The following is a 13,596-nucleotide window of genomic DNA, read 5'->3' as shown; positions in this document are numbered from 1 at the left end:
TTTTTTCTATGAATAAGTATTATATAATTTGACATATTGCCATAAAGTATTTTTCAATGATCTTTCCATTAAGAGGACCTGAAGTCCTATCTAGACATATGAATGAAACATGATGTAAAGGAGTGCAAGCGATGGATTTCCGAAGAGAAGATGAAGAGAATAAGATGAATCATCCAGAAAATCAAGACAATGAAATGAATCAGCAAAAAGATACCTATCCAGAGAATGAGAATCAAATAGACGCACCAAAAAAAGAGAAGGAACTTGTTTTCCACCAGCATGAAAACGAAGCATCTGCCACTCAGGAGAGTGTGACAAATCATTCTCCTCAAATGGTGGATGACCGTGCGTCGAAAAAAGAGAAAAAGCGGAAGGCGGCATGGCTGAGCCCGATTCTTGGAGGAATTATTGGCGGGGGTCTTGTACTTGGCATTACACCGCTTTTGCCGCAGTCACAGGATACAGCTGCCAACACGCAAACGCAGACCGCATCAACCGAGCCGGCAGTCTCAGATAATTTCTCGACAAAACAAATCACCAATGCCACAAATGTGGCTGATATGGTAGAAGATTTAGAGCCCACTATTGTTGGGGTCTCAAACTATCAATCTACACAAAATTCGTTTGGCTTGAGCGGTGATCAAACAGAAGCTGAAGCTGGAACAGGCTCTGGTGTCATTTTCAAAAAAGATGGCAAAAAAGCGTACATTATTACAAATAACCACGTTGTCGAAGGGGCCAATAAAATCAAGGTCACCCTTTATGATGGAAAAACAAAAGACGCAAAGCTTGTCGGCAGTGATGTCATGACCGACTTAGCCGTTGTTGAAATGAACGCAGACGGCATTGATAAAGTGGCGAGCTTTGGTGATTCTTCTAAGCTTCGTGCTGGAGATAAAGTCATTGCCATTGGGAATCCGCTCGGTGCACAGTTCTCAGGTACTGTGACAGAAGGAATCATTAGTGGTCTTGATCGCACTGTAGAAGCAAATACGTCATCTGGTACGGTGGAGATGAATGTACTGCAAACAGATGCAGCGATTAACCCAGGTAACAGCGGGGGGCCACTGATCAATACAGATGGTCAAGTCATTGGCATTAACAGCTTGAAAATCAGCGAAAGCGGTGTGGAATCACTCGGATTTGCAATCCCAAGTAACGATGTTAAACCGATTGTAGATGAGCTGTTGAAAAATGGAAAAGTCGAACGTCCATACCTTGGCGTACAAATGATTGACCTTGAGCAAGTGCCTGAGACGTATCAGGAAAATACGCTCGGCTTATTTGATAAACAAATCGGCAAAGGCATTTACGTAAAGGATGTTTCAAAAGGTTCACCTGCTCAAAAAGCAGGCTTGAAATCTGGAGATGTCATCATTAAGTTCAAAGGAAAAGACGTAGTGAACAGCTCTCAGCTGAAAGAAATTCTTTACAAAGAAACAAAAGTCGGCGATAAAACCACAATGACTGTCATCCGTGAAGGAAAGAATAAAAATCTAGATATTACCCTTGGACAGTCAGATAGCGAATAAATGAAAAAAACAGGTGGATGTCAACATGTCCGCCTGTTTTTTTGTGCTTATTTTTTTGAAAGTGTACGTAGTATGATCTGTTCCCACATGTTCCACGGCAGAAGCTGCTTTGCTGTGAATGAAAGTCGTACACCTTTTCCAACAAGATATCTCAGCCGTTTCAGTCGCTTCTTTTCTGCTAATCGTACAACAAGCTCTGCCACTTCACCAGGATCTCCATAGTTGGATTTCTGGGCATCAATATGGGCCATCATCTTTTGATAGAGTTTTGTGTATTTCGATCCTTCTGCTGGCTGAATCATTTGTTCGTTCATGGAAGTGTTCCAAATATTCGTCTGGAAAGAGCCCGGCTCGATCAAGGCCGCCTGTATACCGAACGAAGCCAGTTCAATCCGCAAGCTTTCTGTATAGCCTTCCAACGCAAACTTAGATGATACATATGGAGAAAGTGCAGGCATTCCCATTAATCCGCTGATACTGCTCATATTGAAAATCTTTGCACCACTCGTCATAAACGGCAGCACGGCTTGGGTCATTTCCATCACACCGAAGACATTTACTTCAAATTGCTGGCGGTATGTATCGACAGGAACCTCCTCCGCAAAACCAGCAAAGGCTGTTCCCGCATTGTTCACAAGCAGTGTAATGGGGGCATAAGCATGAAGCTTCTTCTGAAATGCTTGAATCGACTGCGTATCGGTCACATCTAACGCTTCAATATGTATCATGCCAGATAAAGAGGCTTCCTCGATTTCTTCAGCGAGCTTTTTGGCATTGGTTTCTTGTCTGACGCCGGCAATCACTGTATAGCCCCGCTTTGCGAGACACATCGTGATGAGCTTGCCAAAGCCGCTATTGGCACCAGTTACAATGGCTGTTCTTTTCATCATCCGGTCCTCCTTTTTGTTTCAATTTATCATAGTGGGCTGTTTTATTGAATAACAAAAAGGAGCCTGGAGAAGAATAAAAAGCGATGCTGTGAAATAGGAGGTAACGCATGATGTGTTGGAAGAAGGCGGGACGAATAGGAGTGCTGCTCTTTATGCTGTCCGGCTGTCAATCAGTTGAACCGTTACAACAAACACATGAAGCAGAAGCAGAAAGTCTGTCAGCTGTTCAAATGAAGGAACTGCCATTTCAGCATGTGCATCTGCTTGTCCAATATGGACAGAAAAACGAATTATACGAAGCGACCTACCGTCAGGCAAGAGGCAAAGAGGAAGCAATCATTCGTGATCATATGAATGGAGCCCGTTATGAAGGAGAAGAAGCCTTGCGCGAGATGAAGATGAAGCTGAATGATATGTCGATTCCTAGTGCAAAGATCAATGAAGCGTATGTAAATGAACTATTAACTGCTTTTAATTTAGATGATGATTATCAGCGGATTCAGATCGATTTAAAGCTCGAGGATGGGACCAAACGTACATTCCAAAGGAAGAAATAAACGAGACTTTCTCACTTTTTAATTGAAAATGATTTTCAAGATCACTTAAATCTGATACACTAAATTGAGATAAGTGATCTTTTACGTCTGTACATAGACGATATTTCATATAAAAATTTGGATGAGAAAAGGAGCGTTTGAGCGGAATGAGTGCCATTTCTACTGAAGGTTTAAGCTTAGGCTACGGAGAAACAATGATCATCGATGAACTAAATGTATCAATCCCTAAGGGTGAAATCACAGTATTTATTGGCAGTAATGGATGCGGTAAATCCACACTACTTCGCTCTTTGGCCCGTCTCATGAAGCCAATGGGTGGTTCTGTCCTGCTTGAAGGTCATTCCATTGCAAAATTACCAACAAAAGAAGTAGCGAAACAGCTCGCCATTCTTCCACAAGGACCAGAAGCGCCAGAAGGATTAACCGTGCATCAGTTAGTGAAGCAAGGCAGATATCCTTATCAAAATTGGCTGAAGCAGTGGTCGAAGCAAGATGAAGAAGCTGTGAACCGCGCATTAAAGTCAACAAAGATGGAAGATCTTGCTGATCGGACCGTTGATTCATTATCAGGTGGACAAAGGCAGCGTGCATGGATTGCGATGACGCTGGCTCAAGAGACCGATATTATTTTGTTAGATGAGCCGACGACATATTTAGACATGACACATCAAATCGAAATTTTGGACCTTCTGTTTGATTTAAATGAGAAAGAGCAGCGCACGATTGTGATGGTTCTTCATGATCTCAATCTTGCATGCAGATATGCTCATCATCTTGTGGCTATTAAAGACAAGTCAATCTATGCAGAAGGCAGACCAGAAACAGTGATTAATTGTGATCTCGTGAAAAATGTCTTTGATATGAATTGCCAAGTGACAACAGATCCTTTATTTGGAACACCATTATGTATTCCGCACGGTAGAGGACGCTGTATTGTGCAGCAAGCGCAAGCTGAAACGTTTCTTGCTGCAAGATAATCGTATGTCAAAAGCCTGACATCTGTATCTCACAGAGTCAGGCTTTTTTCTGAAAAAGGAGCGGAATATCAATGGGAAATGAATTAGATGAAAAGCTGGAAGGCTTGCTTGATAAATATACAGAGCTGCTGCTCGGTGAATCAACAGACGAGCTGAAAGAAGATGTGAAACAATGGGTGATCTACTCCCATATCGCAAAAAGCATGCCACCGCTAGCAAAGCATTTCAATGAAACGTATCCAGAAGCAAAAGAAGAAATCAAACACACGATTCAACGAATCAAACAGTTGAACGAAGCTCACCGCGCCAATAAAGACCGTTAAAAAACTGCCAGTAGCGTGTAGACAAACCCTCGCATTCTTTGTCAGTCCTGCGTGCTGGTGCTCACGAATGTTCAATTCGCTCTGCAAAAGTAGCCGTCCTTCCTAGACTGCAAAGGTTTTCTATCACGCTGAAAAGAAGACAAAGGGCTAAAATAAAAATCATTTTAGCCCTTTGTCAACAATTGACTGCCAGCTCCAACTGGCAGTTTTTTTCTTATGACATTTGTGATGATCCGTACGGGGATTGATCTGTCAGTGTTTGCTGGAATTTCTGATGTGCCTGCTGGAGCTTTTGCTGATCAGCGGCTTCAACAGAATACCAGCCATATCGGAACATGACATCATATAAATGTCTTTGTGTTTTCTGTGTTTCCAGTGCAATTCGCTGAATATCCTGATAAAGAGATTCATGACTGAATTCATTGAGCGCTGTGTTGTATCCACTTGTCATATATTTTTCAGTCGATAAGAGATCTGTGACAAAATCACGATCGTTCATGTTGGTTGTTGTGGGAACCGGAGTTTGTGGATTCCCGATTTTTTGTTGATTTTGCTGTTCCATGTTTTTTCCTCCTATTGCATAAAGCCAGTAGACTGGCCTTGCCCTGAACTGCCTAAATGCTGAAGAATTTGTGTGTAATGCTGATGATGCATTTGCCCAACTTGATTTAATTCTTGTTTCAATGTTTGGTCCTGGCAATGCTCGGCCATAAAATGAGCCTTTTTCATGGCGATCAAGTTCCAGTTGAGCATATCCTCTAAGTACAAGGAATCCTTCACTGAAATGACTTCTGGGGGCATATTCATTTGCTGATTGTTCACTTGTGTTCCTCCTTACGAATTTGTTTCCTTACTGATTCTTTTTATATTGCTGATTTTGACTGGTTTTTTTCCCGCCTAGGTCTGCTTCCTGTGATGGACCTGCGTTTCCTTTTACACTTGCAGCACTAACGCCTGCTTTCGATGGGTTTTTCTTCAAACGAGACATGTGGACATCACCTCCATTCTTACAATTCCCTCTCATCTTTAATTCATACGCCGCAAAATAAGGCACACGAGAATGTGTAAATTTTTGAAATCTGCTATTGAACTGTTTCGGAAAATCTTTTAAGATAAAGAAAGAGGCATTGCTTTTTTTTGGACAAAAAATGAATGACTGTTCATTCAAAATGTTTAGGGGGATATTTATGGGCAAACATATTCGCAAGGCGGCTGTCATTGGTTCAGGTGTCATGGGCTCAGGCATTGCTGCGCATCTAGCTAATATCGGGATACCAGTAACACTGCTAGATATTGTGCCAAATGAACTGACAAAGGAAGAAACGGCGAAAAAGCGGACGCTTGATCACCCTAGTGTTCGGAATCGATTAAGTCAAGAAGCGATGAAGAAATTGTTAAAGCAAAAGCCAGCACCTCTTACTTCAGCAAAAAACCTATCATACATCACACCGGGAAATCTCACAGACCACCTTTCCTTATTACACGATGCTGACTGGATCATTGAAGTCGTCACTGAAAAGCTCAGCATCAAACAACACGTATTCTCTCTCATCGACGAACACCGCAAAGAAGGAAGTATCGTATCAAGCAATACATCTGGTATTTCAGTTGAAAAAATGGCAGAAGGCCGATCAGATGATTTTAAACGCCACTTTTTAGGCACACATTTTTTTAACCCAGCTCGTTATTTAAAGCTCTTAGAAATCATTCCTATTCAAGAAACAGATCCAGAAGTACTTTCATTTATGAAAACATTTGGCGAGGATGTACTCGGCAAAGGTGTGGTTGAAGCAAAAGACACACCGAACTTTATTGCAAACCGCATTGGCACTTATGGACTTCTTGTCACAGTGCGTGAAATGCTTGAGAACAAATACACAATCGGAGAAGTGGATTCTGTCACAGGTCCCCTCATTGGAAGACCGAAAAGTGCGACCTTCCGTACACTTGATGTCGTGGGGCTTGACACGTTTTCTCATGTGGCACGAAACGTATATGAACAGGTAGAAGGAAAGGAAAAAGAGATTTTTCAGCTGCCTGAGTTTATTGAAAGAATGCTCGAAAAAGGATGGATTGGCAGCAAGGCAGGCCAAGGTTTTTATCAAAAAAATGGGAAGGTCATTTTAGAGCTTGACCCAGTGACGCTCACATATGGAGAACGCACAAAGCTAAAAGATCCAGGCATTGAGATGGCGAAACAGCAAAAGGGTGCAAAAGCAAAGTTGAAAGCGCTTATTTATCAGGATGGCCGTGCAGGGCAACTGCTTTGGAATATGACAGCGCCCGTACTTCTTTATTCAGCTCATCTAAAAGGTGAAATTGCGGATGATATTCAGTCTATCGATAACGCAATGAAATGGGGATTTGGCTGGCAGCATGGCCCATTTGAGCTGTGGGATGCAATTGGTGTCAAAAAAGCCGCCGAGCGCATGGAAGCAGAAGGTCACAGCATCCCAGCGTGGGTGCAAGACATGCTGTCAAAAGGACACGAGACATTCTATCAAGAGAATGCTGAAGGAGAGCGAGCGTTTTATCAGAATGGCGTTTATGAACAGGAAAAAGGGAACGACAAACATATTTCTTTAGCTAGATTGAAAAAGAAACACGACGTTATCTTCAAAAATTCTGGTGCGAGCCTGATCGATATTGGTGATGATGTCGCCTTGCTCGAATTTCACTCTAAAAGCAATGCCATTGGACTAGATGTCATTGATATGATTAATCGTGCTGTTGATGAGACGGAAAAGAATTATAAAGGGCTTGTCATCGGAAACCAAGGGAAGAACTTCTGTGTTGGCGCAAACCTTGCCCTGATTTTAATGGAGGCACAGGACGACAATTTCTTTGAAATTGACTTTGTGATCAGACGCTTCCAGCAGGCAATGATGAAGGTGAAATATAGCAATCGCCCAGTCGTAGCCGCACCGTTTGGGATGACATTAGGAGGCGGAACAGAAGTTTGTCTGCCGGCAGCAGCTATTCAGGCGTCCAGCGAAACTTACATGGGACTTGTGGAAGCGGGAGTTGGTCTGATTCCAGGAGGCGGCGGAAACAAAGAGTTATATCTTCGTCACCTGCAAGGATCAGCGAAGCCGTCGCAGACGGCTATACAGGATGCCACGCTGAAAACATTTGAAACAATTGCAATGGCAAAAGTATCGACTTCAGCTGAGGATGCGCGGGATATGAACATGCTACGCGTGAGCGACCGGATCAGTATGAACGGCGATCACCTGATCTATGATGCAAAACAACTGGTGCTCTCTCTTGATGAAGCCGGTTATCGTGCGCCGCTCAAGCAAAAGGTGCCGATCATGGGAGAAACAGGCTATGCAGCGATGATTTTGGCTGCTGAAAATATGAGACTGTCAGGATACATTTCAGAGCATGACATGACCATTGTAAAGAAATTAGCTCATGTCATTTCCGGCGGGAAACTGCCATTTGGAACAGAGGTAGAGGAGCAATATTTATTAGAGCTTGAAAGAGAAGCCTTTTTAAGTCTTGTAGGGGAAGTGAAATCACAGGCACGTATGCAGCACATGCTCGTCAAAGGAAAACCTTTACGTAACTAAGGGGGAGTCAAAATGAGAGAAGCAGTCATTGTCGCTGGCGCAAGAACACCAGTAGGGAAGGCGAAAAAAGGATCGTTAAAACATGTCCGGCCTGATGATATGGGCGCATTATGTGTAAAAGAAACGTTAAAGCGTGCCGGTGAATACGACGGTCAAATAGATGATTTGATCATTGGCTGTGCAACGCCGGAAGCAGAGCAGGGGTTAAATGTGGCGCGGAATATTGGGGCATTAGCGGGACTGCCTTATACGGTACCTGCTATCACCATAAACCGTTACTGCTCGTCTGGTCTTCAATCTATCGCTTATGCGGGTGAACGTATTATGCTCGGGCAGGCAGACACGATTTTAGCCGGAGGAGTCGAATCGATGTCGCAGGTGCCGATGATGGGTCATTCCATTCGTCCAAATGCTCTCTTGGCAGAGCAAGCACCTGAATACTACATGAGCATGGGGCACACGGCAGAGCAAGTGGCGCAAAAGTATCAGGTCACACGTCAAGATCAGGACGCCTTTGCGGTGAGGAGTCATCAAAAGGCAGCAAAGGCACTTCAAGAGGGGAAATTCTCAGATGAAATTGTGCCCGTTGATGTAACAGAGCGACGGGTAGGAGAGCAGTATCAATTAGAAGAGCATCAATTCACGTTCTCACAGGATGAAGGTGTGAGAGCAGGCACAACGGAGGAGATTCTGTCTACTTTGCGTCCAGCCTTCTCAACAAAAGGCACGGTGACCGCAGGGAACTCGTCTCAAACAAGTGACGGGGCTGCGTGTGTGATGATGATGGACCGTGAGAAAGCATCCTCACTTTCTCTTCAGCCGCTCGCTAAATTCAGAGCATTTGCTGTTGGCGGTGTACCGCCTGAAGTGATGGGGATCGGTCCGGTTGAAGCCATTCCGCGTGCGCTGAAAATCGCTGGACTTGAGCTGAAGGATATTGGCCTGTTTGAATTAAACGAAGCGTTTGCTTCTCAGGCAATTCAAGTCATTCGCCATTTAGGGATTGATGAAGAAAAGGTGAATGTCAACGGCGGGGCAATTGCGCTCGGACATCCGCTCGGCTGTACAGGAACGAAACTAACGCTGTCACTGATTCATGAAATGAAACGGCGAAATGAGCAATTTGGCATTGTCACAATGTGTATCGGCGGGGGCATGGGAGCAGCAGGAATTTTTGAATTGATCTAAAGGGGGAAACCAGGATGAAAGCATTGGAAGATGTAAAAAAGGGTGGAAGCTTTTTAATTGATGAGACGAATTATGAGCATATTTTTACACCGGAGGATTTCTCTGATGAACATCAAATGATTGGAAAAACAACAGAGGATTATATTTTACAAGATGTGGTTCCGCATATAGATCAAATTGAAAACCATGAGTTCGAGCATTCAGTCAGGCTTCTCAAAAAGGCTGGTGAGCTTGGACTGCTTGGAGCCGATGTGCCAGAAGAATTCGGCGGGCTTGGATTAGATAAAATCAGTTCAGCGATCATTACTGAAAAATTCGCTAGAGCAGGAAGCTTCTCACTTTCCTATGGCGCTCATGTCGGTATTGGTTCTCTGCCGATCGTGCTCTTCGGAAATCAAGCGCAAAAGGAAGCGTACCTGCCTGGACTCGCCTCTGGGGAAACCATTGCGGCGTACGCACTCACTGAGCCAGGATCAGGCTCTGACGCTCTTGGAGCAAAAACAACGGCAGTTCTGAATGAAGCAGGTACCCATTATGTCCTCAATGGAGAAAAGCAGTGGATCACAAACTCCGCATTTGCCGACGTCTTTGTTGTGTATGCGAAGATTGATGGTGAACACTTCTCTGCTTTTATCGTCGAAAAGGATTTTCCAGGTGTCAAAACGGGGCCTGAAGAGAAAAAGATGGGTATTAAAGGATCATCGACAAGAACATTGATTCTTGAAGATGCCCAAGTACCGAAGGAGAATTTGCTCGGTGAAGCCGGCAGAGGTCATGTAATTGCGTTTAACATTTTGAATATTGGGCGCTATAAGCTGGCAGTCGGCACAATCGGTGCATCAAAACGCGTCATTCAATTGTCGGCAGAATATGCGAACCAGCGTAAGCAGTTCAAAACACCAATTTCTCGATTCAGCTTAATTGGTGAAAAAGCAGCCAATATGTCAGCAAAGCTCTATGCGATGGAAAGTGCTGTTTACCGTACGGTTGGATTATTTGAACAGCGGATGGGTCTCTTAAGTGATGAAGAGCAAAAAGACGGCAAACAAATTGCCCAATCTATTGCGGAATATGCGATTGAATGTTCTCTCTGTAAAGTGCTCGGCTCTGAAACGTTAGATTATATTGTGGATGAAGGCGTGCAGATTCACGGCGGTTATGGATTCATGCAAGAATACGAGGTCGAAAGAGCCTATCGCGACTCACGAATTAACCGGATTTTTGAAGGGACAAACGAAATCAACCGTTTGCTTGTACCAGGTACATTCTTGAAGAAAGCGATGAAAGGAGAGCTTCCGCTGCTTCAAAAAGCGCAAACCTTACAGGAAGAGCTGATGATGATGATGCCGGAAGAGCCAGGCGATCAGCCGCTCGATCAAGAAAAATATTTGCTCGCCCATGCGAAAAAGATCGCCTTAATGGTGGCTGGTATGGCAGCCATGAAATACGGGAAAGCCTTAGACAAAGAGCAAGAAATTCTTGTGAACATAGCCGATATCGTCAATGAAATTTTTGCTGCTGAATCAGCGATTCTGCGCACAGAAAAGGCAATCGCTGCAACAGGGGCAGAAAAGAATGAACAAAAGCTTGCTTACACACAAATTTTCACGCAGGAGGCTTTCTTAAAGATTGAAGCCCATGCAAAAGAATCCTTGATTGCGATGGAGGAAGGAGATTCACTCCGCATGAGTCTGTCAGCCCTTCGAAAGCTGACAAGATTTACGCCGATCAATGTCATCGCCAAAAAGCGCGAAGTGGCGAAACGAATCTTTGAAGCAGAGAAATATATCGTATAAGGACGGCTTAAAAGGTGCGGATATTACTCCGCACCTTTTTGTAAGCATACATTTAGGTTTTTAAAATATTTTGTGATAAAATGTTGTCACAATTTGCAGGAGGTGAAAATGGTGGCTTTAGATTTTTACGAATACCCATCTTGCGGTACATGCCGAAAAGCAAAAAAGTGGCTGGAAGCACACAATAAAGACATCAACAGCATACATATTGTCGAAGAGACGCCTGATAAAGAAACATTAAAAGCCCTTTACGAAAAAAGCGGTTTAGAGCTGAAGAAATTCTTTAATACAAGCGGACAAAAATACCGGGAGCTGCAGCTGAAAGATCAACTTCCTGCAATGTCAGAGGACGAGCAGCTAGAATTACTCGCGTCTAACGGAATGCTGATCAAGCGCCCGATTACAACAGACGGAAAACGAGTCACGGTTGGATTTAACGAAGATACATTTAAAAGCGTCTGGAAATGATGTAACTTTCCTTCAGATTGTGGTATCTTCAATATAGATTGTAAGAAAAGACTGGAGGGGTATTGAATGAGCACACCAAAAGATTTACGTTATTCAGAAGAACATGAATGGGTCAAAGTAGAAGGAGATAAGGTGCGTATCGGTATTACGCATTTTGCTCAATCTGAGCTGGGCGATATCGTGTTCGTTGAGCTTCCTGAAGTAGGAGACAAAATCACAGCGGACGAGCCTTTCGGAAGTGTAGAATCAGTGAAAACTGTTTCTGAACTTTATGCACCGATCAATGGCACAATCGTTGAAGTGAACGATGAGCTGGATGACAGCCCAGAATTCGTCAACGACTCTCCATATGAAAAAGCATGGATGATCGTGGTAGAACCAGCTGATGCTTCTGAAATTGAGAACTTAATGACGGCTGAGCAATATGAAGAAATGACAAAAGAAGACTAATTCATGAGAAATTGGACACTCTACCTTTATGGGGGGTGTCCAATTTGTCTTTTCAAAAAGAACACGTGGATATAACAGAGCATGTCACTGGACGATTCAAAGAAAGCGGCATGGTGCTTTATCATCAAAATGAAGAGATTGGCACGATGATTAGTGAAAACCAATATGAGCTGAAATCGGGATATTCCTATGATCAAAATCGTTTTTATCGTTTAACGGATACATTGACCGATGGGACAGAAAAATATGTAGACTGTGACGATGAAAATGGCTGGTGCTAATCACAGATGAGACTGCAGTGAACAGAAGCTGCAGTCTTTTTGATGACGAGGCGCTCAATCTTTACAACCTGAATGAAAGATTGTAATCTAAGGAAGAAGTGAATCAACGTCAAAAGGGCCGGGTGATCGTGATGAATGTCGAGATAGAAAAGGTCATCATTGTAGAAGGTAAAACAGACAAACAAAAGCTAAAAGAAGTCATAAGTGAACCTGTTACCATCATTTGCACCAATGGCACGATCAGTACATCGAAGCTGGATCAGCTTGTGGACGATTTAGTGGGGAAAGACGTTTACATATTAGCTGACAGTGACGATGCAGGCGACAAACTGCGGAAGCAATTTCGAAAAGAATTCCCTGAAGCACTTCATCTTTTTGTCGACAGAACGTACCGCGAAGTGGCCGCTTCACCGTCAGCCCACATTGCATCTATCCTATTAGCTGCAAACATTGATGTTCATTCGAAATATTTATGAGGGTGGACGTATATGAAAGAGATTGAAGAACACGAATTCAAGGATATAGAGGACGATTTATTTCTTTTATACTTATATACACCGTTTTGCGGAACATGCCAGCTGGCAAAGAAAATGCTGGCAGTCGTAGACGCCATGCAGCCGGATGTACCATTTTACGAAAACAATTTAAACTATTCACCAGGCTTTGCGAAAGCATTTGAAATCGAGAGTGTTCCTTGCTTTCTCCTGTTTAAAAAAGGTGAATTGGTGCAAAAAGGCTATGCTTTTCACTCAGTTCCATATCTTCATGAAATGATTGAAACCGCTAAATAAAGCGGTTTTTTGTCATATTTCAAGAAATTCATTTGAAAATTTGTCGAGTTATTTATAAAGGACAAGCCGATGTTTGTAGAGAAATGTTATGTATAACCAAATGACAGGGAGGTTATACATGTGGAAAATGTGAAAGCCCATGGTAACACAGGGCAGCGTTTATTATTAAAGCCGCTGCTCTCATCATCATCCTTGAAGATTACATTTGAGGCGGAAACTGACTCTTGTACATTGATTGTGGATGAACGTGGTGAAGTGAAGAAACTACCTGCAATTGAGTTATCGGATCTCATCTTTTATGGTGAGAGGAAAGAAATTCTTCAATTATTAGATGGAGATATGTCCTTACAGCAGTTAATCAGCAGAGGACAAGTCAAAGTGAAAGGGTCATTCCGTGCGCTCCTTAGACTAGAGGCAGTGCTTTGGCTGACGAACGGTTTTTTTCGAAAAATGATAACGTAGTTGTTTACTTGGAAATTAGCGATTTACAGCGTTGACATATCTCGGGTAGCATGATATTCTACGTTAGTAAAAACATGAACATCACATAAAACAACATATTTTCTCTTATTAAGAGAGGTGGAGGGACGTGCCCTATGAAACCCGGCAACCGTCAGCATAGCTGAAATTGGTGCCAATTCACTCAAAGCCGCAGCGCTTTGAAAGATGAGAGAAAGGCGTAATTGACATAAAAGGCCTTTCTGCTTGCGTTGCAGTTAGGTCTTTTTTACTGACCTGGCGTCAGGCTAGAGTCATGACAGAAAGCAG

At 43.2% G+C, this 13,596-nt stretch carries 17 protein-coding genes and 1 riboswitch; of the genes, 13 read left to right on the top strand and 4 right to left on the bottom strand.

Annotated features, from left to right (window positions below; genetic code table 11):
- Window positions 1–131 precede the first annotated feature (131 nt).
- Entirely contained in the window at window positions 132–1,532 is a 1,401-nt protein-coding gene (locus AWT60_RS06180; RefSeq protein WP_076839979.1) for a S1C family serine protease, read from the top strand.
- A 47-nt stretch (window positions 1,533–1,579) separates the two neighbouring features.
- Here the strand turns inward: AWT60_RS06180 and AWT60_RS06175 are convergent, their stop codons facing one another.
- Window positions 1,580–2,419 carry an oxidoreductase gene (locus tag AWT60_RS06175; protein WP_080708090.1) on the bottom strand — a complete coding sequence of 280 codons (840 nt, stop codon included), beginning with the start codon at window positions 2,417–2,419 and terminating at the stop codon, window positions 1,580–1,582.
- 113 nt (window positions 2,420–2,532) lie between these two features.
- On the opposite strand from AWT60_RS06175, the gene AWT60_RS06170 reads away from it, so the two are divergent.
- The 3 genes from AWT60_RS06170 (at window position 2,533) to AWT60_RS06160 (ending at window position 4,279) form a co-directional block, all read left to right on the top strand.
- Window positions 2,533–2,979, top strand: a complete 447-nt coding sequence (locus AWT60_RS06170) for a YusW family protein (protein WP_025094132.1) — start codon at window positions 2,533–2,535, stop codon at window positions 2,977–2,979.
- 146 nt (window positions 2,980–3,125) lie between these two features.
- A complete protein-coding gene (locus AWT60_RS06165; RefSeq protein ID WP_008347057.1) occupies window positions 3,126–3,956 on the top strand; it encodes an ABC transporter ATP-binding protein in 831 nt (276 codons plus the stop codon).
- 71 nt (window positions 3,957–4,027) lie between these two features.
- Window positions 4,028–4,279, top strand: coding sequence for a YusU family protein (locus tag AWT60_RS06160; RefSeq protein ID WP_075621808.1), 252 nt, complete (start codon window positions 4,028–4,030; stop codon window positions 4,277–4,279).
- Window positions 4,280–4,493: 214 nt separating this feature from the next.
- On the opposite strand, the gene AWT60_RS06155 is transcribed toward AWT60_RS06160, so the two are convergent.
- The 3 genes from AWT60_RS06155 to AWT60_RS06145 are packed head-to-tail and all read right to left on the bottom strand — an operon-like array spanning window position 4,494 to window position 5,267.
- A complete protein-coding gene (locus AWT60_RS06155; protein ID WP_024423410.1) occupies window positions 4,494–4,841 on the bottom strand; it encodes a spore coat protein in 348 nt (115 codons plus the stop codon).
- Window positions 4,842–4,852: 11 nt separating this feature from the next.
- A complete protein-coding gene (locus tag AWT60_RS06150) occupies window positions 4,853–5,086 on the bottom strand; it encodes a hypothetical protein (protein ID WP_224426662.1) in 234 nt (77 codons plus the stop codon).
- A 43-nt stretch (window positions 5,087–5,129) separates the two neighbouring features.
- Window positions 5,130–5,267, bottom strand: a complete 138-nt coding sequence (locus AWT60_RS06145) for a YuzL family protein (protein WP_003212904.1) — start codon at window positions 5,265–5,267, stop codon at window positions 5,130–5,132.
- Between the two features lie 199 nt (window positions 5,268–5,466).
- Between AWT60_RS06145 and AWT60_RS06140 the strand changes: the two genes are divergently transcribed.
- From AWT60_RS06140 to AWT60_RS06100, 9 genes are all read left to right on the top strand, one after another.
- Window positions 5,467–7,854, top strand: coding sequence for a 3-hydroxyacyl-CoA dehydrogenase/enoyl-CoA hydratase family protein (locus tag AWT60_RS06140; RefSeq protein ID WP_218677033.1), 2,388 nt, complete (start codon window positions 5,467–5,469; stop codon window positions 7,852–7,854).
- A gap of 12 nt (window positions 7,855–7,866) precedes the next feature.
- A complete protein-coding gene (locus AWT60_RS06135) occupies window positions 7,867–9,042 on the top strand; it encodes an acetyl-CoA C-acetyltransferase (RefSeq protein WP_024426007.1) in 1,176 nt (391 codons plus the stop codon).
- 14 nt (window positions 9,043–9,056) lie between these two features.
- The gene (locus AWT60_RS06130; protein ID WP_025094137.1) at window positions 9,057–10,838 is read left to right on the top strand and encodes an acyl-CoA dehydrogenase family protein; all 1,782 of its coding nucleotides are present in this window, start codon (window positions 9,057–9,059) and stop codon (window positions 10,836–10,838) included.
- Window positions 10,839–10,949: 111 nt separating this feature from the next.
- A complete protein-coding gene (locus AWT60_RS06125; protein ID WP_024423406.1) occupies window positions 10,950–11,306 on the top strand; it encodes an arsenate reductase family protein in 357 nt (118 codons plus the stop codon).
- Between the two features lie 66 nt (window positions 11,307–11,372).
- Window positions 11,373–11,756 (top strand): glycine cleavage system protein GcvH, encoded by a 384-nt coding sequence (gene gcvH, locus AWT60_RS06120; protein ID WP_008347039.1) that lies wholly within the window; start codon window positions 11,373–11,375, stop codon window positions 11,754–11,756.
- Window positions 11,757–11,800: 44 nt separating this feature from the next.
- Window positions 11,801–12,037 (top strand): YusG family protein, encoded by a 237-nt coding sequence (locus AWT60_RS06115; protein ID WP_024423405.1) that lies wholly within the window; start codon window positions 11,801–11,803, stop codon window positions 12,035–12,037.
- A gap of 131 nt (window positions 12,038–12,168) precedes the next feature.
- On the top strand, window positions 12,169–12,513 hold the full coding sequence (locus AWT60_RS06110) for a toprim domain-containing protein (protein ID WP_024423404.1): 345 nt from the start codon (window positions 12,169–12,171) through the stop codon (window positions 12,511–12,513).
- Between the two features lie 12 nt (window positions 12,514–12,525).
- Window positions 12,526–12,828, top strand: a complete 303-nt coding sequence (locus AWT60_RS06105; RefSeq protein WP_218677032.1) for a thioredoxin family protein — start codon at window positions 12,526–12,528, stop codon at window positions 12,826–12,828.
- Between the two features lie 120 nt (window positions 12,829–12,948).
- Entirely contained in the window at window positions 12,949–13,290 is a 342-nt protein-coding gene (locus AWT60_RS06100) for an SCP2 sterol-binding domain-containing protein (RefSeq protein WP_024423403.1), read from the top strand.
- Between the two features lie 102 nt (window positions 13,291–13,392).
- Window positions 13,393–13,501: riboswitch (SAM riboswitch) on the top strand.
- The last annotated feature ends 95 nt before the right edge of the window (window positions 13,502–13,596 follow it).

The organism is Bacillus sp. F2HM (assembly GCF_019266135.1).
Lineage (GTDB): Bacteria > Bacillota > Bacilli > Bacillales > Bacillaceae > Bacillus > Bacillus safensis.
The sequence above is the reverse complement of the archived record's forward strand: the minus strand, read 5'-3'. Positions and strand labels throughout refer to the sequence as shown.

Coding starts and splice junctions, on each gene's coding strand:
- gcvH (WP_008347039.1), top strand. CDS start 11,373: ATGAGCACACCAAAAGATTTACGTTATTCAGAAGAACATGAATGGGTC.
- AWT60_RS06130 (WP_025094137.1), top strand. CDS start 9,057: ATGAAAGCATTGGAAGATGTAAAAAAGGGTGGAAGCTTTTTAATTGAT.
- AWT60_RS06140 (WP_218677033.1), top strand. CDS start 5,467: ATGGGCAAACATATTCGCAAGGCGGCTGTCATTGGTTCAGGTGTCATG.
- AWT60_RS06155 (WP_024423410.1), bottom strand. CDS start 4,841: ATGGAACAGCAAAATCAACAAAAAATCGGGAATCCACAAACTCCGGTT.
- AWT60_RS06145 (WP_003212904.1), bottom strand. CDS start 5,267: ATGTCTCGTTTGAAGAAAAACCCATCGAAAGCAGGCGTTAGTGCTGCA.
- AWT60_RS06150 (WP_224426662.1), bottom strand. CDS start 5,086: ATGAATATGCCCCCAGAAGTCATTTCAGTGAAGGATTCCTTGTACTTA.
- AWT60_RS06135 (WP_024426007.1), top strand. CDS start 7,867: ATGAGAGAAGCAGTCATTGTCGCTGGCGCAAGAACACCAGTAGGGAAG.
- AWT60_RS06110 (WP_024423404.1), top strand. CDS start 12,169: ATGAATGTCGAGATAGAAAAGGTCATCATTGTAGAAGGTAAAACAGAC.
- AWT60_RS06180 (WP_076839979.1), top strand. CDS start 132: ATGGATTTCCGAAGAGAAGATGAAGAGAATAAGATGAATCATCCAGAA.
- AWT60_RS06165 (WP_008347057.1), top strand. CDS start 3,126: ATGAGTGCCATTTCTACTGAAGGTTTAAGCTTAGGCTACGGAGAAACA.
- AWT60_RS06175 (WP_080708090.1), bottom strand. CDS start 2,419: ATGAAAAGAACAGCCATTGTAACTGGTGCCAATAGCGGCTTTGGCAAG.
- AWT60_RS06105 (WP_218677032.1), top strand. CDS start 12,526: ATGAAAGAGATTGAAGAACACGAATTCAAGGATATAGAGGACGATTTA.
- AWT60_RS06170 (WP_025094132.1), top strand. CDS start 2,533: ATGTGTTGGAAGAAGGCGGGACGAATAGGAGTGCTGCTCTTTATGCTG.
- AWT60_RS06160 (WP_075621808.1), top strand. CDS start 4,028: ATGGGAAATGAATTAGATGAAAAGCTGGAAGGCTTGCTTGATAAATAT.